The following is a 20,204-nucleotide window of genomic DNA, read 5'->3' on the forward strand; positions in this document are numbered from 1 at the left end:
TCTCCCAATCAGGCGTTGACGCGACGAAAACCGTCCCCGAGACCCCAGGGAAGAATGAAATCGACCCACATATGCAGGCGGTTGGCCCAGGAGAGGGCGCTGTGCGACAGACGAACCAGGTCGCTCAGGGTTTCACATTCACCCGCCACCTCGACATAAGTGTGCAGCATTCGGGCCGCATCCGGCAGGCTGACGAAATCAAAGAAGTTAGCTTTGTAACCCATGATCTCTTTGATCAGCAGTTGCAGAGTTTTCAGATCGGCCTCCGGGTTGTCCTCGCCGACGCGAATCAGCCCCCACAACATCTCATCGGCTAGCGTGCGGGTTTCCCCTTCGGCGAAGATGATGGTGCTGAGGTACTGACCACGGGAACCGGTACCGCGTGGTACTTCACCCTTACCGAGTGCGGCAATTTCTGCCGGTTGTTCAAACCAGATCTTTTCGCGCTGCGCGTCAAACAGCGCTATCGCTTCATCGACCGTCATAACGTTCTCCTGGTGTTGGCGTGAATGTGGCGGTTGCCACGAATTTAATTAATCAGATAATTAAAAGTGAGCAATTTTTGTGCCATAAGGAGAATAAAAATTAATCAGTTAATTAATAGTGGGTTAGGTAAAAAACCGCGCAGGGAGAGGGTTCAGGCGACGTGAGGCTGTTGTATCGCAGTGCAGATTGCACCATTTCGTAGCGGCGCGATTTATCGCGCAATATTTGTGGCTCGTTGCCAACACGCGCGATATGACGAGTTTGCATAAATCGTAGCGGTGCGATTTATCGCACCATTCGGCGGGGTTTATTCAGGGGGAAAGGGCGCGCATCACTGCGCACCCCATAAGGTTACTTCACGCAGGCCGCACACTGGTTGTGGATCTGCTGGAAGAAGTCGTTACCTTTGTCATCCACCAGGATAAACGCCGGGAAGTTTTCCACTTCAATCTTCCAGATCGCTTCCATACCCAGTTCTGAGTACTCCACGCATTCGAGGCTCTTGATACTCTGCTGCGCCAGTACCGCTGCCGGGCCACCGATGCTGCCGAGATAGAAGCCGCCGTGTTTATGGCAGGCATCTGTCACCTGCTGGCTGCGGTTGCCTTTCGCCAGCATCACCATGCTGCCGCCGTTGGCCTGCAACAGGTCAACGTAGGAATCCATACGGCCTGCGGTGGTTGGGCCGAGTGAACCTGATGCATAACCTTCTGGCGTCTTGGCCGGTCCTGCGTAATACACCGGATGGTCTTTGATGTACTGCGGCAGACCTTCACCGTTATCAATACGTTCTTTCAACTTGGCGTGGGCAATGTCACGCGCCACGATAATGGTGCCGTTCAGCGACAGGCGGGTCGATACCGGGTAGGAAGAAAGTTGCGCCAGAATCTCGGTCATCGGACGGTTGAGGTCCACGTTGACCACTTCGCCTTCACCCTGCTGACGCAGCTCTTCCGGGATAAAGCGGCCTGGATTATGCTCCAGTTGCTCAATCCAGATGCCTTCACGGTTAATCTTCGCCTTGATATTGCGGTCAGCCGAGCAGGAAACCCCCATACCCACCGGGCAGGACGCGCCATGACGTGGCAGACGCACCACACGGATATCGTGCGCGAAGTATTTACCGCCAAACTGCGCACCGAGGCCCAGTTTCTGCGACGCTTCCAGCAATTCCTGCTCCAGCTGTACATCACGGAACGCCTGACCGTGCTCATTACCTTCAGTCGGCAGCGAATCGTAGTAGTGGGTGGAGGCCAGTTTCACGGTTTTCAGCGTGCTTTCCGCCGAGGTGCCACCGATAACAAACGCGATATGGTAAGGCGGGCAGGCGGCGGTGCCGAGCGACATCATTTTATCGATCAGGTAGTTCTTCAGTTTCGCCGGGGTGATCAGCGCTTTGGTTTCCTGATAGAGATAGGTTTTGTTGGCGGAGCCGCCCCCTTTGGCGATACACAGGAATTTGTACTCGTCGCCGTCGACGCTGTAGAGGTCGATCTGTGCCGGCAGGTTAGTACCGGTATTCACCTCTTTGTACATATCCAGCGCGGCGTTCTGTGAGTAGCGCAGGTTATCTTCGATAAAGGTGTTGTACACCCCCTGGGACAACGCCGCTTCGTCGCCGCCACCGGTCCACACACGCTGGCCTTTCTTACCCATGATGATGGCGGTGCCGGTGTCCTGACAGGTCGGCAGCACGCCTTTGGCTGCGATTTCGGAGTTACGCAGGAACTGCAAGGCGACATATTTGTCGTTCTGGCTGGCTTCATCATCGGCCAGAATCGCTGCCACCTGTTGCTGATGGGCAGCGCGCAGCATAAATGAGGCATCGTGGAACGCCTGCTGCGCCAGCAGGGTCAGCGCTTGCGGATCAACTTTTAATACTTCTTCGCCTGCGAATTTCTCCACGGAGACGTAATCGCTGCTGAGCAGGTAGTACTCAGTATCATCTTTGGCGAGAGGAAAGGGATCTTGATAGTAGAAGGGTTTGTTCGACATGTTGGCTCACTCAGTTATGTGTCGCTCGTCTGGTACAGAGAAGACAGGCGACATCATTAGCGATTCGTTATAGGTTTTTTCTCTCGCCAGCCCAGCTCAGGGCTGACTGGCGAGTATCATAGCATTTTAACATTCTTTCGCGGCTGCGATTTTTAACATCGAAGCAACATCATCAGAACATCAGCACCATCCACGGATAGGCAATCAGCATTAGCAGCACCAGGAACAGCGCACCGAAGATGGTGCCCAGACGCCAGTAGTCTTTGGTTGGCAGATAGCCGCTACCGTAATAAATCGGGCTGGGGCCAGTACCGTACGGGGTGATGATACCCATCACACCCAGTGAGGTCGCCAGCATCAGACAGAACACCGGCATATTGATGCCTGGGATAGCAGCCGCAATGGTCAGCATGGCTGGCAGCAGGGCAGTGGTGTGTGCGGTGGTGCTGGCAAACAGGTAGTGCAGTACATAGAAAGCCACCAGTAAGACCACGGCAGAAACTTGTGGATCATACCCTTGCAGCAGTTGCCCGCCTTCTTTACCCAACCAGGCAATGAAGCCGACTTTCGCCAGACCATCGGCGAGGGCGACCAGGGTGGCGAACCAGGCGAAGGTGTTCCACGCAGCTTTGTTGCTGGTGATATCGTTCCAGTTCAGTACGCCGGTCCACAGCATCAGCACAATCACCAGCAGCGCGGCCATTGCCGGTTCAATCCAGGCTGTGGCAAAGATCCACATCAGCAGCGCAGAAATCACGAACACCAGCAGCAGGATTTCATTGCGCGACAGTTTGCCCAGTTTTGCCAGCTCGGCTGTTGCCCAGCGCGGCACTTCATCGTTCAGTTTCACTTCCGGCGGATAGAGCCAGTAGGCCAGCAGCGGCATGGTGAGAATCAACAACACACCCAGCGGCAGGAAGGCAAGGAACCACATGCCCCAGGAGATATCAAAACCTACTACGCTTTTTATCAGCGCCAGCGCCAGCAAGTTGGGAGCCAGTGCAGACAGGAACATAGAACTGGTGATACAGGTGGCGGTGATGGCAACCCACATCAGATAAGAACCAATTTTGCGCGCACTCGGGTCGTTAGGTTTTGAACCGTACAGCGGCGGCAGGTTGGCGATAATCGGATAGATGGTGCCGCCACTGCGTGCGGTGTTGGACGGTGTGAACGGTGCCAGCAACAGGTCTGCGAAGGTGATGGCGTAACCCAGTGTCAGGCTGCGACGGCCGAGATATTTCACCAGAATCAGCGCCAGGCGGCGACCGAACTGGGTTTTATCGTAACCGGCGGCAAACATAAAGGCACCGAAGATCAGCCACACGGTGGAGTTACCGAAGCCGCTGACCGCCCATTTGAAGGACTGGCCTGCCATTTTAAACTTCGGATCCGCCAGCTCGGCCGGGCTAAACAGCAGGTACTGACTGAACAGCGCGATCACCACCACGCCGGTCAGGCCGATCACCGCGCCAGGCAGAGGTTCGAAGATCAGGCCGACAATCACGCCAACAAAGATTGCGAAGAAGTGCCACGCATAAGGTTCGAGTCCTTCCGGTGTGGGCACCAGTAACAACAGCACAGCAACAACCACCGGCAGGCACAGCATCAGCAGCCGGTTTTTATTCCCCGGCGCGGCAGGCGGCGCTTTTAGGGGGTCATTCTGGATAGTTTGTGTTTTCATAGTTTTGGTCTGCAAGTTATGGAGAATGCGATTAACGTTCCGGGAAAACAGGTGTTACTTTGCTCTACTCAGATGATACTTTTTTAATCTGCCGTTACGTCTTTAATGCTTCTTTAATTGCAATGTTGAAGAGAGAAGATTGCGTAATGTAAATATGATGCGATTTATTAAAAACTCCATTTTGATCTGGATCAAAAAATCGATTCAGTATTAAATCCTTTTTGTATTTGACATATATTCTTACCCTTACTTAATTCTTTTCTGCTGGTGACAAGACGCCATAAAGCTCAAGGCGGAAGGCGTTGTCGTCTGGGATGTGTCTGATAACGTCATGATTTATCATAAATTAATTTCTATGTAAATGAAAAAATTGATTTTTGACAACGTTTCGCTAACATTTTAAGTGGCGAATATTCAGTCTCAGTGTTTATTTCCAGAATAATTTAAAAGTTAAAAAACTAAACTTATTAATTATGTAACTAAAGAAATTGGTATATTGTTTACATGAAATCGGACCTCTTAAATAAATTTGAAATAACTGCGTCTGCGACAGAATTCGAAACTTTTAAATTTTGGAGTTGTTATCATGAATACGCTCACCCCGATTCTTAATCCACTGACACTGCCGAAAGGCGCGGTATTGAAAAATCGCCTGGTCATGGCCCCAATGACCACCTGTACCGGTTATTTTGACGGCGGCGTGACCAGCGACCTGGTGGACTACTATCGTTTACGTGCGGGCAGCATTGGCACGGTGATTGTCGAATGCTGTTTTATCGATAACCGTGGCCCGGCCTTCCCCGGCGCCATCGCCATCGATAGCGACAACAAAATCCCCGGCCTGGCCAGGATTGCTGATGCGATCAAATCTCAGGGTTCCAAAGCCATTTTGCAGATCTACCACGGTGGTCGTATGGTAGATCCCGCGTTGATCGGCGGTAAAACGCCAGTCGCGCCCAGCGCGCTTGCCGCACCGCGTGAAGGTGCGCCGACTCCCCAGGCGCTGACGGCGGAAGAAGTCGATGTCATGATCACTAAATTTGGTGATGCGGTGAACCGTGCCATCAAGGCGGGTTTCGATGGCGTTGAGATCCACGGCGCTAACACTTACCTGATTCAGCAGTTCTACTCACCAAACTCCAACCAGCGCGATGACAAGTGGGGCGGTAGCCGCGACAACCGTGCTCGCTTCCCGATGGAAGTGCTGGAAATCACCCATAAAATGGCGGACCGCTTTGCGGCAGCCGACTTTATCATCGGCTATCGCTTCTCGCCGGAAGAGCTGGAAGTGCCGGGTATCCGTTTTGACGACACTCTGTATCTGCTGGAGAAACTGGCGGCGCGTGGTCTGGATTATGTGCACTTCTCCGTCGGCCAACTGCTGCGTCCGTCGATTGTTGATACCCAAGACCCGACACCGTTGATCACCAAATACCTGGCGCTGCGCTCACCGACGCTGGCTAAAGTCCCAGTGATTGGTGTTGGCGGCGTGGTAAATAAAGAAGATGCGGAAAATGCGCTGGAGCACGGTTTCGATCTGGTGGCGATTGGTAAAGCCTGTATCGCCTACCCGGACTGGGCCGACCGGATTATCCGCAACGAGCATATGGAGCTGTTTATCGACAGCACCAAACGCGAGGAGCTGGTGATCCCTGAGCCGCTGTGGCGCTTCTCGCTGGTGGACGCGATGATCCGCGACACGAGCGATACTGGCCGTAAATACAAAGCGGGCGTGTTCCAGGAGAAAGTGGAAGCCGAAGCGCTGAAGCTGAAAATCAACGTCACACTGGACACCGACCGTATCACCGACATCTCGCTGGTGCCGGACGCCACGCTGGACGTCGACTTTACCAGCACTTTTGAGAGCCTGCGTTCGCGTATTCTGGTGGCAAACAGCCCCCATGTTGATGCCGTGACCGGTGCCACCACCCAGAGTGAGGCGCTGAAAAAAGCCGTATCCCGTGCGCTGGCTACCTCCAGCAAAGAGCATGTCATTGAAGAGGGTGGCAACCCGAATGCGCCGGTCAGCTACGATGTGGTAGTGGTTGGCAGTGGCGGTGCCGGTCTGGCAGCGGCAATTCAGGCGCATGATGATGGCGCGCGCGTGGTGATCATCGAGAAGATGCCGACCATCGGTGGTAACACCATCAAAGCCTCGGTCGGGATGAACGCAGCGGAAACCCGCTACCAGCGTCTGAAAGGCATCGAGGACAGCAAAGAGTTGTTCTATGAAGAGACGCTGAAAGGCGGCAAATTCAAAAACAATCCAGTGCTGTTGCGTGAGTTTGTTGAACAGGCACCGGGTGCGATTGACTGGCTGACAGATAAAGGTATCGAGCTGTGCGACATCACCATCACCGGTGGGATGAGCATTGACCGTACGCACCGCCCGGAAGACCGTTCGGCGGTGGGGGGCTTCCTGATCAGCGGCCTGGTGAAAAACGTTAACCAGCGCAATATCGAAGTGCTGCTGGAAACCTCGGTGGCGGAAATCCTGTTCGAAAACGGCGCGGTCAGCGGCGTGAAAGTGGTGGATGAGTACAACGACAGCCGCATTCTCAACGCGAAAAGCGTAATTGTCGCCACTGGCGGTTTCAGTGCTAACCGTGAGATGGTGGTGAAATATCGTCCTGAGCTGGATGGCTTCGTTACCACCAACCACAAAGGGGCGACCGGTAGCGGGATCGCCATGTTGCAGAAAATTGGTGCGGATACCGTGGATATGGGCGAGATCCAGATTCACCCGACAGTGGAGCAAACCACCTCTTATCTGATTTCTGAAGCGATTCGTGGCGGCGGTGCCATCCTGGTGAGCCAGGCGGGCAAACGCTTCTTCAATGAGATGGAGACGCGCGACAAAGTCTCGGCGGAAATTATCGCACTGCCGGAGAAAAGCGCGTGGATCATGTTCGATGAGCAGGTTCGTCTGAACAACAAAGCGGCGGATGAGTACATCGCCAAAGGGTTCGTCATCAGCGCGCCAACGCCACACGAACTGGCGGTGAAACTGAATATGGATCAGGAGACGTTGCAGACCACCCTGAACCGTTACAATCAGTTTGTTGAGCAGCAGAACGACGAAGATTTTGGCCGTAAAACTGCGCTGCGTCATCCGCTCAACCACGGTCCTTACTACGCCATCCGTATCGCCCCTGGGGTGCATCACACTATGGGCGGCGTGACCATCAATACTGACACAGCGGTACTGGATGCACAGAAACAGGTGATCCCGGGTGCCTGGGCAGCGGGTGAAGTGGTTGGCGGTATTCACGGTGCCAACCGTATCGGCGGCAACGCGGTTGCTGATATCATCATCTTTGGTATCAAAGCCGGACGTAACGCCGCGGCACTGGCGTTAGGCTAAATCACACCATCCGTAGCGGCGCGATTTATCGCGATCTTTTAAGAACCGCGCGATAAATCGTGCCGCTACAACTGTAAGAGGCGATAATGACTCCAGACGCAGGCGTCTATGCCTATTCCGCCGTTCTGATGGGTTCGCCCATTCTGCTTAAACTCTTCGAAGACAATCAACCTCTCGCGGCGCAGGTATTCCGGCTGATCAAACAGCAGGAAAATCTGTTTACCGTCAATCGTGCTGACTCTGAAGTGATGGCGATCAACCACGCCGCGGGCCGCCATCCGGTGGTGGTCAGTGAACCGGTGTTTGCCTTGATCAGCGTGGCGCATGCGGTGAGTTTGTTGCCGAACAGCGCCTTTAACTTCACCATCGGGCCGGTAGTGAAACGCTGGAAAATTGGCTTTCAGGGCCATGAGGTGCCACCGGCTGCGGATATCGCGGCGCGGCTGCGGCTGACCGATCCGCATCAGGTGATATTGAATGAGGCTGAACGCTCGGTGTTCCTGCAACAGCCGGGGATGGAGATTGATCTCGGTGCCATCGCCAAAGGCTATATTGCCGATCGCGTGCAGGGCTTTTTACGCCAACAGGGTGTGCAGCAGGCGTTGATTAACCTCGGTGGCAACGTGCAGACGTTGGGGTGTCCCCCCCATGATGGGGCGGGGTGGGGGATTGGCCTGAAAAAACCCTTTGGCCGCGATGATGAACTGCTCGGCGTGTTGCGCGTGCAGGGTAAGTCGGTGGTGACCTCCGGCATCTACGAACGCTACTTCGAACGGGATGGCCGCTGCTGGCACCATATCTTCGATCCGCGCACCGGCTATCCGCTCGACAACGAATTACTCAGCATCACGGTGATTTCCGATCGTTCCATTGATGGCGATATCTATACCACGCTGCTGTATGGCATGGGGGTGGAACAGGGGCTGGCGTATCTTGCTGACCAGCCCGAACTGGACGCGGTCTTTGTGACGCGCGACCGGCAGATAATCTGCTCCTCCGCGCGCCATTTCAGCTTTGAGCCGCTGGATGCGGCGTGGCAACTGCGTTACTGACAATATTGTTGCAGCAGCGAATGGTATTCCGGTTGCAGGCGATAGCGGTACACCGGACGGCCTGTGGCACCGTAATGGATGCTGGTGAACAGGATATTAATCTGCGCCAGCCAGATCAGATACTTACGGCAGGAAACCCGGGAGATATTCACCTCGGCCGCCAGTTCATCGGTGGAGAACTCGGTGCCCGGATGGGCATCGATCCACTGACACAGGGTGCGTAGCGTCTGCGGCGTCAGCCCTTTTGGCAGGCGTTTGCTGTCGTGCTGGGTCGCCGGGCTGCCATGAATCAGTAGGTCGACATCCGATTGCTGATAATAATGCTGGTTATCCATCAGCGATTTTTTCTGCCGCCATTGGGTCAGCGCTTCTTCAAAACGCGGGAACTGGAAGGGCTTGATCAGGTAATCCACTACGCCGTAGTGCAACGAGGTTTTGATGGTTGCGGCATCGGCGGCGGAGGAGATGATAATCACCTCCACCGGGCTGTTGGCTTTGCGCAGCTCCGGCAGCAGGTCGAGGCCGTTTTCCTGTTGCATATAGATATCCAGCAGCACCAGATCAACCGGTGGTTCGCTGTTGAGGATCTTCTCTTTCGCCTGCTGTAAGGTTGAGGCGGTGCCACAGCAGCTAAAGCCGGGCACCTGGCCGATATAGCAGCGATTAAGCTCTGCCACCATTGCATCATCGTCGACTACTAACACGTTGATCATGCGGTTTGATTTCCTCCATCCCAGGGTAGCTGGACTAAAAATTGGGTATAAACGCCGGGTTCTGATTCCACGCTGACGTCGCCGCCAAGGCTTTCGGTTTGCTGTTTCAGCAGGAACAAACCGACGCCGCGATCGTCACCTTTGGTGGAGAAGCCTTTGTCAAAAATGGTGGGCAACACCTCGGGATCAATACCGGGGCCATCGTCGCTCACTTCACACGCCAGCCAGCCATTCTGGTAGTGCAGCATCACATGGATCTCACCTTCAGTCTGGGAGCCAAGTGCATCCAGCGCATTCTCCACCAGGTTGCCAATCACGGTAATCAGTACCGCCATCTGCTGCTCGTTGCCGCTGTCGGGTAAGAAACTGGCATCGCTGATGGTCAGGTGATGGCCACGATCGGATGCCCGATTGATCTTACTGAGCAGGAATCCGGCAATCACCGGTGACTTAATTTTCTGCACCAGCGAGCCAATTTCCGTCTGATAGTTATTGGCGGTTTTCAGCACATAGGCTTCGACCTGCGCATAGTTTTTCATATGCAGCAGGCCGAGGATAACGTGCAGCTTATTCATAAATTCGTGTGAACGCTCACGGAGCGCATCGACATAGTTTACCATGCCGCTCAGGCGCTGCATTAGCTGGCTAATCTCGGTCTTATCCCTGAAGGTACACACCGCGCCAATAATACGTCCCTGGCTGCGTACCGGCACCGTGTTGCTGAGCAGCACATGGCCGTTAACGTTCAATTCTTCGTCGCGCCGTGGTCGGCCGCTCTGCAACACATCCTGCAAATGGGCGTTGATCACCGAGGCATCGTAAATACGTTCGGCACTGATAGCGCTGGTCGCGATCTCGGCATTCAACAGCTTCTGTGCCGCCTGATTGACCAGCGTCACCGCGCCCTGATCGTCCACCGCCACCACGCCTTCTTTTACCGAGTTGAGGATCGCCTGACGTTGTTCAAACAGCGTCGAGATTTCATGCGGTTCGAGGCCGAACAAAATACGTTTTAGCACGCGTACCAGAATCAAGGTGCCCAGCGCACCGACCAGCGCGCCAATCAAGATCGTCCATAACACGCTCCAGCGGCTCTGGTTGATTTGATCGGTCACCGCGCTGAGCGAGATACCAATCACCACCACGCCAATCTGTTGATGTTGAGCGTTATAGATTGGGGTAAATACGCGCAGGGCTTTGACTAACGCGCCTTTATTGACCGATACGTTCTCATGTCCACGCAACGCCGGTTCGATGTCGTCGCCAATAAAATGCTGGCCGACCAACTCCGGGTTGAGATGTGAATAGCGAATACCCTGCATATTGGTGACCACCACAAACAGCAGGTTATTGCTTTGCTGAATCTCCTGGGCGATGGGCTGAATCGGCAGGGTGCCGGGCGGCTGTAGCACCGCGCGTTGGATTTCTGGCGAATCCGCCAGGGTCCGCGCCACGGCCATCGCTTTGTCTTCCAGTTGCATCCGCGTCATCGCGCCGATTTGAAAGAAATAGATCAGATGGACGCTGAACAGCACCAGGGCGATCACCGTACTGAGCATCAGCGTGACCAGGGTATTGAGCTTTATGGGCCGCTTACGCGGTGGGGAATGCGTGGGTGGAGAATCAAATTCTGGCATAGGGCAGCTTTCGTAGCGGCGCGATTTATCGCGCGGATTTATAACGGGTGCGCATTACGCGCACCCGCATCGCATTAGCCCTGCGATTTTACCCGATTGGCAAAATTTTTCTTCAGCTTCTGCAACTTCGGAGGGATGACCGCCAGGCAGTAACCGTTACGCTGACCGGCACCATCCCAGTAATCCTGATGATAATCTTCCGCCGGATACCACTCGCCCAGCGGCTCGATGGTGGTGACGATCGGATCTTTGTTATCTTCCTGAGCACGGGCGATGGCCGCGATCGCTTCCGCTTCCTGTTCGGCATTGGCCGGGAAAATGGCGGAACGGTACTGAGTACCGATGTCATTGCCCTGGCGGTTTAGCTGGGTTGGATCATGGGTGACAAAGCTGACATCCAGCAGATCGCCGAAGCTTATCTGGGTCGGATCGAAACCGATGCGGATCGCTTCGGCGTGGCCGGTGGCACCGCTGCATACCTGCTCGTAAGTCGGGTTGGCACGCGTACCGCCGGTATAACCGCTTTCCACGGACTCAACGCCAATCAGACTTTTAAACACTGCTTCGGTACACCAGAAACAGCCACCCGCGATCACCGCGTATTCAATTGCCATGTCTTTACTCCTGTCAGGGCGAAAGCGTTACTGTGGGGGCGCGCTTTCGTGAATTCAACCTTGTTTAAATTAACATTTCTGGCTTAAAGTCGCGGTGCTTATCAAGCAGCAGATTGCTCATCACGGTAAAACGACCTTCCCCCGTGTAGTGCAGAGTGGGAGGAAACTCCGGCTTATCCGCCACATGCGCTTTAACGATCTCGAAGATAAACAGATTGTAGTTATCCACCATGCTATCGTCGTAGAGCTGACATTCAAAGCTGGCGAAGCACTCCCTGATCAGTGGCGCATTCACTTTGCTGGCTGGTTCAGCGGTCAGTTTGAAGGCATCAAACTTATCGATGCGATCGCCGTGGCTGTTGCCGATGGCCACCACGCTATCAATTAAGTCGGCGGCCGGCACGTTGATCACGCACTGGCCGCTGTGGCGAATCAATTCATGGCTAAAATTACCGCTGGCGATCATACAACCGACCAGCGAGGGTGAGAATTCCAGGATGGTATGCCAGCCGAGCGTCATGATGTCGTGCTGACCTTCATATTGTGAGCTGACCAACACCACCGGTCCGGGTTCCAGATATTTCCGCGCCTTGCTGACCGGAAAATCGATTTTATGTACATTCTGGCTCATTGCGCTGCTCCTTTTTTGAAGGATGCTGTAAGTGTAGCGAACCTGCGCAGGTCTTTACCTGCGCGCCAATTACAGGCATGGTATGCAGTCATCTTAAAAGGAGTGGTTTTATGGCGTCTGCGCGCGCGTTAACACAATCCCCAGCGACCCTGCACCTGCTGTGCGGCAAAATTGCCGCAGGTAAATCGACGTTGGCCTATCGGCTGGCTCAGGAAACCGGGGCAGTGATCATTAGCGAGGATGCCTGGCTGGCGCATCTGTTTGCCGACGAAATGCGTGATGTGGCGGATTATGTGCGCTGTGCTGCGAAGCTGCGTAATGCTATGACACCGCACCTGATTTCGCTGCTGCGCTGTGGTGTCTCCGTGGTACTGGATTTCCCGGCCAACACGCTGCAAAACCGGCAATGGATGAAGGCGGTGATTCAGGCTGCCGATGCCGCGCATCAGCTCCATGTCCTCGATGTCCCGGATGAGGAGTGCAAAGCGCGGCTGCATGCGCGCAACAACGCAGGTGAACATGATTTTGCTGCCACCGATGCACAGTTCGCACTGATCAGCAGTTACTTTGTTGCGCCGCAGCCGGATGAAGGGTTTACGGTGATCAATCATTAATACGCGATGTATCGCGCAAGGCCTACCGCACCACCGGCACATCAGAAAATCGGGTGGTGTAAGCCGGTGACAGCATTTCACGTTTCATTGACCAGGCTTTCTGCACCCCCTGACCGGCAAACCACAACGCGCCGCGCTGGTGGGCATTCATCTGATCGATCAACTGCATCAGTTGTTCGCTATTACGCCGAGGCTGATAGTCGGCAAACAGGTCAAACTGCGCCACGCCATCACTGAAAAAATCCCCCAGCATCACGCCGCCTTTCATATAACGTTTGCCAGGGATCCAGATCTTGTTCAGACAACTGAGCGCGGCATGCATGATGTCGCGGCTATCCTGTGTCGGCGTGACCAGCAAGGTGTCAGCCGAGTTGGCATAATAAGGGTGATGAGGATCGTGGGGACTGGTGCGGATAAACGTACCAATATGGCGGCAATACTGGCGCTCGCTACGTAGCTTTTCCGCCGCGCGCGCGGCGTAATTGCTGATGGCTTCGCGCATGTCGTTATACTCCGTCACCCGCTCACCAAAGGAGCGCGAGCAAAGAATATTTTGCCGCTGTGGGATCACCTCTTCAAAGGCCAGGCAGGCCTCACCGCGTAACTCGCGTACCGTGCGTTCCAGCACCACGCCAAACTGTTTGCGGATCAGTGCCGTGGGGGTATCGGCCAGTTGCACGGCCTTTTCGATCCCCATCAGGTTGAGTCTTTTCGCCAACCGACGGCCGACGCCCCAGACCTCGTCCACCGGCACCATCGCCATCAATTTGCGTTGACGCACCGGGGCAGAGAGATCCATCACCCCCTCCGCCTGGGTCCAGCGTTTGGCTGCCCAGTTCGCCAGCTTGGCGAGGGTTTTGGTCGGTGCAATTCCCACACCGACCCGCAGATGCGTCTCTTTATAAAGACGATCGCGCATCTGACGACCAAAGGCTTCCAGCGAGAGGCAGTTATCAACGCCGGTCACATCGACAAAGGCTTCATCAATTGAATAGACATCCACGCGCGGGGCCATCAACTCCAGCGTCTCCATCACCCGCAGCGACATATCGCCATACAGCGCATAGTTGGAGGAGAACACCACCACCTGATGGCGCAGCAAGGCTTCACGCTGCTTAAAGTAAGGGGCACCCATTTTGATGCCGAGTTTTTTCGCTTCTTTGCTAAGCGAGATGATGCAACCGTCGTTGTTGGATAGCACCACAACCGGTTTGCCGCGCAGGTCGGGGCGGAATACGGTTTCGCAGGAGGCGTAGAAGGAGTTGACGTCGACAAGTGCGTACATAATTGTGTTCATAAATAACTGTGTTTATATACAGTATTTGCCGATTGGCCCTGTTCGTCAAGCGCTGATTCGCAACACGCTTGTCCCGCGATGGTGCGCCGGATGCACCATTAACTTTCCCTAATTGATTAAGCCACAGTGAGAAAACCTTAACGCACGGTAATTCTGTTACCTGGCACAACTTCTGCATAGTTACCAGTGGCTTGTATACAAGGCCGCATACCAGTCAATCACTTGAGGGAATCACCGTGCGCAACAATGATAAAGAGAAAATTAACGCTCAGCGTCGCCAGATGATGAAATATTCGATGCTGGCATTAGGTGGCGTCGCGCTCAGTGGCATGTTGGGCAGCCCATCAGCCGTGGCGGCAGATGATGAGATTCTGATTGGCTACTGGCCGATTGTCGGTGGTTTGCCGTTGTATGCCGGTATCGAGAAAGGCATCTTTAAACAAGCCGGTTTGAACGTGCGTGCCGTCAAATTCGCCAGCCCGCAGCAGGTGGTGGAAGCGATGATCACCGGGCGTATTCATGGTTGCGCCAACGGCACCGCCACCGGGGCGTTGGGGTTGGGGGCCATTACCAGCCCGGACCTGTTCAAAATCATCTGTTCTAATCCTTCGAATGAAAAAATGGTGCTGGATGAGTTTCTGGTACCGGTCAACAGTAGCGCCAAATCGATCAGCGATCTGAAGGGTAAACGCATTGCCAGCGGCCCCGGTATCCAGAACGTCACTATGGCGAAAATTATCCTGGAGAAGAATGGCTTTACCGATACCAAGGTGATCGAGTTGCCGGTCGGCCAACATGCGCCATCGTTAGCTGCCGGGCAGATTGATGGGGTATACACGCTGGAACCCACCGGCACGGTGGCACGCATGAAGGGCATGGGCAAAGTGTTGGAAACCGGGGTGATTGCCAAATATGTGCTCGGCGATGCCAGCGCACCGTGGTTTGGGGGTGCGGCGGCGCTGACCACCAGCTTTATCAATGCCGACAAAGCGCGGGCGCGGCAGGTGATTGATGCGTATGGCGCAGCGGTCAAGTTTATCCAGCAACAGCCGGAAGAGGCGCGGCAATATGTGGCGGGTTACACCGGCATTGAAGCGGCGCTGGTGAAGGAAGTGCCGCTGCCTGGCTTCGTGATGTATGACCAGTTAACCGGGACTAACCTGCAATGGTTCCAGAAATTTTATGATGTGTTTGCCGAGCGGAAAATTTTCAGCAAGCCGCTTCAGGTGGAACCGTTGATCTATCGCGCATAAGGAGAGTGCCATGATGCGAATCTGGCGACGCAGGCTGCTGCCGCTGATCGGGCCGCTGCTGCTTTTTCTGCTGTGGCAGACGGCAGTCAGCGCCAAATGGCTCAACCCGGTGTTGCTGCCATCGCCGGGGGAAACCCTCGGCTATCTGTTTAGCGCGCTGGCGGATGGCAGCATGAATCAGGATATCGGCGATACGCTCTACCGTACGCTGATGGCCTTTGTGGTGGCGGCGGTTATCGGTGTGCCGTTGGGGGTGATGCTCGGCAGTAGTGAACGTCTGTATCGCAGCGTCGAGTTCTTGGTGGATTTTTTCCGCTCAACGCCATCATCCGCACTGATCCCTTTGTTTATGCTGATTTTCGGTATTACCGATACTAACAAAATCGCCATTGCCGCCTTTGCGGCAGTGCTGGTGATCCTGTTTAACAGCGCCTACGGCGTGATGAACGCGAAGAAGACCCGCATTATGGCGGCGCAGGTGATGGGGGTTTCTCGCTGGCATGTGTTTAAGGACATCATGCTGATGGAAAGCCTGCCGCAGACCTTTGTCGGTTTGCGCACCGGCGTCTCGATGGCGCTGGTGATCGTCATCGTCGCCGAAATGTTTATTGGTTCTGAAACCGGGTTGGGGCACCGCATCATTGATGCGCAGCAGCTGTTCAACATTAAAGATATGTACGCCTCGATTCTGATCACCGGTGCTTTTGGCTATCTGCTGAATCTGGGTTTTCTGCTGATTGAAAAACGCTGTGTGCACTGGAGTGGCAAAGCATGAAAAAACCCGATTATCCGCAACCCAATACCCATGTCACCATTCGCGGGCTGGATAAAAGCTTTGCCGGGCAGCCGCTGTATCAGGATCTCAATCTCGATTTACCCAAAGGCAAGATCGTCTCGATATTCGGGCCTAATGGCTGTGGCAAATCGACGCTGATGAACATGATTGCCGGATTGATTCCGATCGATCGCGGGCAAATCCTGTTCGACGGCAAAACGTTGGCGGAGACGAAGATCGGTTATGTGTTCCAGAATTACCGCGATGCGCTTTTTCCCTGGTTAACCGCCTGGCACAACATTGCCTATCCGTTAAAACGCCAGGGCATGAAGGCGGCGGCGGTCAAACAACGTGTGGCTGAGTTGGCGGCAATGTTTGATATTCGCTTCGATCTGCAACGTTATCCGTATGAACTATCCGGTGGGCAACAGCAAACGGTGTGTATCATGCGTGCGCTGGCGACACAGCCTGAAGTGATGTTTCTTGATGAGCCGTTCTCGGCGCTCGATTTTGAGATGACGCTGTTTATCCGCGATAAATTGCAGCAGGTGCAACTGGCGACCGGCGTCACCATGCTGATCGTCTCACATGATCTGGAGGATGCAGTGTTTCTGGCGGATGAAATCTTGTTGCTGACACGGCGGCCTACACGCGTGGCCGAGATTGTGCCCTTTGTCCTGCCGCGCCCGCGTACTGCTGAGATGATGAGTCACCCGGAGTTTGTCCGGGTGAAATCCCACACACTCGCGGTGTTTAAACGCGAAATGGCAGGCTAGCACATAGCGTAACGGCGCGATTTATCGCGCCGTTACGAAAAGAATAAAAAGTGCGGTTATTTACCGCCGCATCCCACCTGATTTAATGACCTCGTGAAATTATCCCCATCTGCGAATAACCAGTCAGCACAAATATTTTAACCTGTAAAATGTCAGGGTATTCATTCCTAAACCATTAATAAACGGGGTGGTGGCGTTTCTGCGCTGATAATTAATGACGGTAGTTAATTAGCTGGGGCGTATTATGATTGTTATTGATGTAAATGTTATTGGTTTGTTTTTAAGTAGTGACTGAAAAGATGTGGATTTACATTTATTGACATCTAATTAACACAAACATACAGTCCTTACGATTTTAACTAACATGTCACCATTTTAAATTATCGGGGAGTGTATGGATATTAAGGAACAAGGGTCTGGACGGCGTTCAGGCTTGTCATTTGTCCTGAGCATCATTTTTGCGTTGCTCACGCTGGCGACCGCCATCGCTATTATTATTGGCGGCGGAAAACTTATTTCACTGGGTGGATCGGCATATTATCTGATTGCCGGTATCGCCTATATCGTGCTGGTGGTGCTCTATTTTAAAAAACCAGCGGCGGGTTTCATTTTTTCCTGCCTGATTTTTGCACTGACGATTATCTGGTCGCTGGTGGAAGTTGGCGGCCTGATCTATTGGGATTTGCTGCCACGCCTGGTGGTACCCGCGCTGTTATTTCTGCTGAGTTTACTGGTGACCGCCACCGATAAAGGTGTGCTGTCGTCGCAGCGTCGTCTCTCTGGCGGGCTTAGCCTGGTGGTGTTTGTGGCATTAATCGCCACCTTTATTGGTGGCTTCTTCCCGCATAACACCCTCTATAACCCGGAAGCCGTCTCTGCCGAGCCGTTGCAACCAACGGATAGCGATGCTTCCAAAGCGGGTCAGGACTGGCGCTATATCAGCCGCAACGCCAGCGGCACGCGCTTTGTGCCGCTCGATCAGGTCAACGCGGATAACGTTAAAGATTTGCAGGTGGCCTGGACTTATCACACCGGTCGCCGTCTGACAGGCAATGCGACAGGGGTTGATGAAAACACGCCGATTCAAATTGGTTCCGTGCTTTATACCTGTACGCCGGAAAACCTGATTGCCGCAGTGGATGCCGATACCGGCAAGCCGATCTGGAAATTCGATCCGCATGCGCGCACCTATGAGCATGTTACCTGCCGCAGCGTCGGTTATTACGACTACGACAGCGATGAAACCCTCAGTGCCGAGCAGAAAGCGGCGTATACCGATACGGCCTGCCGTCAGCGCATTATTGTTTCCACCGTTGATGCCCGTCTGATTGCGCTGGACGCGCATACCGGCGAGCTGTGCCCGAACTTCGGCCAGAATGGCATGGTCAACCTGCAACAGGGGATGGGCGATACTGCCGACAGCCGTCGTTATCACCCGACCAGCGTGCCGGTGATTATGGGCCATCTGACAGTATTCGGTTCCTGGGTACGTGATATCACCGAAGATGAACCTTCCGGTGTGTTGCGTGCGTATGATGTGCGTGACGGTTCGCTGGCGTGGGCGTGGGATGTTGGCAACGTCGAAGGGGCGAAGCAGGGTGATGCACATTATACCCTCAGCACCCCGAACGTCTGGGCCATCCCGACTTACGATAAAGATCTCGGCTTGGTGTATGTCTCCACCGGTAACGGCCCACCAGATTACTGGGGCGGTAACCGTAATGCGGCGAAAGAGAAATACGGTTCGTCAGTGATTGCGCTGGATGTGAATACCGGCAAAACCAAATGGGTCTTCCAGACCGTCCATCACGATATCTGGGACTACGACTTACCGTCGCAGCCGGTGATGTACAACATGAAGAATGAGCAGGGCGAAGTGGTGCCTGCGCTGATTCAGACCAGCAAAATGGGTGAAATCTTCGTCCTGGATCGCCGCACCGGTAAGCCGGTGAGTAAAGTCGAAGAGAAACCGGTACCAACTTCTCCGGCAGCGCAGGAAGAACATCTGTCGCCGACCCAGCCGTTCTCAGTGGATATGCCAACTATCGGTCTGGAGCAACTGAACGAGAAGAAGATGTGGGGCGTCAGCATGTTTGACCAGCTCTACTGCCGCATTCTGTTCAAATCGGCGCTCTATTCCGGCATCTTCCAGCCGAACAGCGAGAAAACCTACCTGGAGTTCCCGGCGACCATGGGTGGCATGAACTGGGGTGGGGTGTCTATTGATGAAACTTCCGGCATTCTTTACGTCAATGATATCCGTCTGGGTATGCTGATGGCGCTGAAGAGTAAGGAAGAAGCGAAGGGACAGAAAATCTCCCTGAACGAAGTTCCGCAATGGGCCGGTACTATCCGTCCTCAGATCAGCGGGCCTTACGTTGGCGTGCGGATGGATAACTTTGCATCCTTCCTGCAAGTGCCGTGTCAGCATCCGCCGTTTGGTACCATGACCGCCATCGATCTGCACAGTAAGAAAATCGTCTGGCAGGTGCCAATGGGAACGGTGGAAGACACCGGTCCTCTGGGGGTAAAAACCCATCTGCCGATGCCGGTAGGTATGCCAACGTTGGGCGGCCCGACCACCACCAAAAGCGGTTTAGTGTTCTTTGCCGGTAGCCAGGATAATTACCTGCGTGCGCTGGACAGCAAAACCGGTAAGGAAGTGTGGAAAGCGCGTCTGCCGGTGGGAGCGACTGCGTCACCGTTGATTTATCAGTCAGCGAAAACCGGTAAAGAGTACATCGTGATCTCGGCAGGCGGTGCGGCGCACTCGCCGGATGTCGGTGATTATCTGATTGCTTACGCTTTGCCAGACAAAGCGTAAGTCTGACAACGCCCGGCGATATAAGCCGGGCGTTTTCACTCAACGTGCCGCATAAATAATAAAAGTCACCACGCCAAAGATCTCCAGTTGTTCATCTTCTGCCGGGGTAATCGGCGCGTAGCGTGGGTTCATGGCGAGCAGTTGCACACGCGGAAACTGTTGTAACCGTTTAACCGTAAACTCGCCGTTAATGGCCGCCACCACAATATCGCCATGTTTCGCATCCAGCGCACTGTCGACCACCAGTAAATCCCCTTCACTGATATTCGCGTCGCGCATGGAATCCCCTTCCACCCGGACAAAATAGGTGGCGTTGGGATGGGCGACCAGATGCTTGTTCAGATCCAGTCTGCGCTCGACGTAATCTGCCGCCGGGGAGGGGAAACCGCAGTGGACTCGCTCAAGAAAGAGTGGCAATTGATGCGGCGGTGCACCGGGCATCGGACGCATCAAGAGAGGAGAGAAGGGATGAACTTTCATGGCGAATTC

General features: G+C 54.2%; 16 protein-coding genes. 7 read left to right on the plus strand and 9 right to left on the minus strand.

Features of this window, described 5'->3' with window-relative positions; all coding sequences use genetic code 11:
- Nucleotides 1–8: 8 nt before the first annotated feature.
- The 3 genes from AC6I8N_RS08810 to AC6I8N_RS08820 all read right to left on the minus strand — a co-directional run bounded on the left by AC6I8N_RS08810 (nucleotide 9) and on the right by AC6I8N_RS08820 (nucleotide 4,165).
- Nucleotides 9–485, minus strand: a complete 477-nt coding sequence (locus AC6I8N_RS08810; protein WP_208725288.1) for a cucumopine synthase-related protein — start codon at nucleotides 483–485, stop codon at nucleotides 9–11.
- Between the two features lie 352 nt (nucleotides 486–837).
- A complete protein-coding gene (fumA, locus tag AC6I8N_RS08815; protein ID WP_497830525.1) occupies nucleotides 838–2,481 on the minus strand; it encodes a class I fumarate hydratase FumA in 1,644 nt (547 codons plus the stop codon).
- Nucleotides 2,482–2,653: 172 nt separating this feature from the next.
- Nucleotides 2,654–4,165 (minus strand): anion permease, encoded by a 1,512-nt coding sequence (locus tag AC6I8N_RS08820; protein ID WP_497830526.1) that lies wholly within the window; start codon nucleotides 4,163–4,165, stop codon nucleotides 2,654–2,656.
- A gap of 586 nt (nucleotides 4,166–4,751) precedes the next feature.
- On the opposite strand from AC6I8N_RS08820, the gene AC6I8N_RS08825 reads away from it, so the two are divergent.
- Together AC6I8N_RS08825 and AC6I8N_RS08830 are read left to right on the plus strand one after the other, a co-directional pair.
- On the plus strand, nucleotides 4,752–7,529 hold the full coding sequence (locus tag AC6I8N_RS08825) for a flavocytochrome c (protein WP_497830527.1): 2,778 nt from the start codon (nucleotides 4,752–4,754) through the stop codon (nucleotides 7,527–7,529).
- Nucleotides 7,530–7,615: 86 nt separating this feature from the next.
- Nucleotides 7,616–8,581: an FAD:protein FMN transferase gene (locus AC6I8N_RS08830; RefSeq protein ID WP_497830528.1), complete on the plus strand. Its 966-nt coding sequence runs from the start codon at nucleotides 7,616–7,618 to the stop codon at nucleotides 8,579–8,581.
- Here AC6I8N_RS08830 and dcuR read toward each other — a convergent pair.
- From dcuR to AC6I8N_RS08850, 4 genes are all read right to left on the minus strand, one after another.
- The gene (dcuR, locus tag AC6I8N_RS08835; RefSeq protein ID WP_021185700.1) at nucleotides 8,575–9,294 is read right to left on the minus strand and encodes a two-component system response regulator DcuR; all 720 of its coding nucleotides are present in this window, start codon (nucleotides 9,292–9,294) and stop codon (nucleotides 8,575–8,577) included. The two genes, AC6I8N_RS08830 and dcuR, sit on opposite strands and share 7 nt — an antisense overlap.
- Nucleotides 9,291–10,931, minus strand: coding sequence for a sensor histidine kinase (locus AC6I8N_RS08840; protein WP_051337989.1), 1,641 nt, complete (start codon nucleotides 10,929–10,931; stop codon nucleotides 9,291–9,293). The genes dcuR and AC6I8N_RS08840 overlap by 4 nt, the downstream gene beginning before the upstream one ends.
- Nucleotides 10,932–11,005: 74 nt before the next feature.
- A complete protein-coding gene (gene msrA / locus AC6I8N_RS08845) occupies nucleotides 11,006–11,545 on the minus strand; it encodes a peptide-methionine (S)-S-oxide reductase MsrA (RefSeq protein WP_497830529.1) in 540 nt (179 codons plus the stop codon).
- 64 nt (nucleotides 11,546–11,609) lie between these two features.
- On the minus strand, nucleotides 11,610–12,176 hold the full coding sequence (locus tag AC6I8N_RS08850) for a flavin reductase family protein (protein WP_415173032.1): 567 nt from the start codon (nucleotides 12,174–12,176) through the stop codon (nucleotides 11,610–11,612).
- A 110-nt stretch (nucleotides 12,177–12,286) separates the two neighbouring features.
- Between AC6I8N_RS08850 and AC6I8N_RS08855 the strand changes: the two genes are divergently transcribed.
- On the plus strand, nucleotides 12,287–12,790 hold the full coding sequence (locus AC6I8N_RS08855) for a P-loop nucleotide/nucleoside kinase family protein (RefSeq protein ID WP_497830530.1): 504 nt from the start codon (nucleotides 12,287–12,289) through the stop codon (nucleotides 12,788–12,790).
- Nucleotides 12,791–12,812: 22 nt separating this feature from the next.
- On the opposite strand, the gene umuC is transcribed toward AC6I8N_RS08855, so the two are convergent.
- Nucleotides 12,813–14,075, minus strand: coding sequence for a translesion error-prone DNA polymerase V subunit UmuC (gene umuC, locus AC6I8N_RS08860; protein ID WP_208725294.1), 1,263 nt, complete (start codon nucleotides 14,073–14,075; stop codon nucleotides 12,813–12,815).
- 293 nt (nucleotides 14,076–14,368) lie between these two features.
- On the opposite strand from umuC, the gene AC6I8N_RS08865 reads away from it, so the two are divergent.
- From AC6I8N_RS08865 to AC6I8N_RS08880, 4 genes are all read left to right on the plus strand, one after another.
- Nucleotides 14,369–15,340, plus strand: coding sequence for an ABC transporter substrate-binding protein (locus tag AC6I8N_RS08865; RefSeq protein ID WP_051337990.1), 972 nt, complete (start codon nucleotides 14,369–14,371; stop codon nucleotides 15,338–15,340).
- Between the two features lie 10 nt (nucleotides 15,341–15,350).
- Nucleotides 15,351–16,115, plus strand: coding sequence for an ABC transporter permease (locus AC6I8N_RS08870; RefSeq protein WP_021185707.1), 765 nt, complete (start codon nucleotides 15,351–15,353; stop codon nucleotides 16,113–16,115).
- Nucleotides 16,112–16,891 (plus strand): ABC transporter ATP-binding protein, encoded by a 780-nt coding sequence (locus tag AC6I8N_RS08875; RefSeq protein ID WP_497830531.1) that lies wholly within the window; start codon nucleotides 16,112–16,114, stop codon nucleotides 16,889–16,891. Before AC6I8N_RS08870 ends, AC6I8N_RS08875 begins: the two co-directional genes overlap by 4 nt.
- A 394-nt stretch (nucleotides 16,892–17,285) precedes the next feature.
- On the plus strand, nucleotides 17,286–19,715 hold the full coding sequence (locus AC6I8N_RS08880) for a membrane-bound PQQ-dependent dehydrogenase, glucose/quinate/shikimate family (protein WP_208725297.1): 2,430 nt from the start codon (nucleotides 17,286–17,288) through the stop codon (nucleotides 19,713–19,715).
- A 39-nt stretch (nucleotides 19,716–19,754) separates the two neighbouring features.
- Here the strand turns inward: AC6I8N_RS08880 and umuD are convergent, their stop codons facing one another.
- Nucleotides 19,755–20,165: a translesion error-prone DNA polymerase V autoproteolytic subunit gene (gene umuD, locus AC6I8N_RS08885; protein WP_036627429.1), complete on the minus strand. Its 411-nt coding sequence runs from the start codon at nucleotides 20,163–20,165 to the stop codon at nucleotides 19,755–19,757.
- Between the last annotated feature and the right edge of the window lie 39 nt (nucleotides 20,166–20,204).

The sequence above is a fragment of the Pantoea sp. X-Soil-TKNS-1279 genome (genome assembly GCF_059730565.1).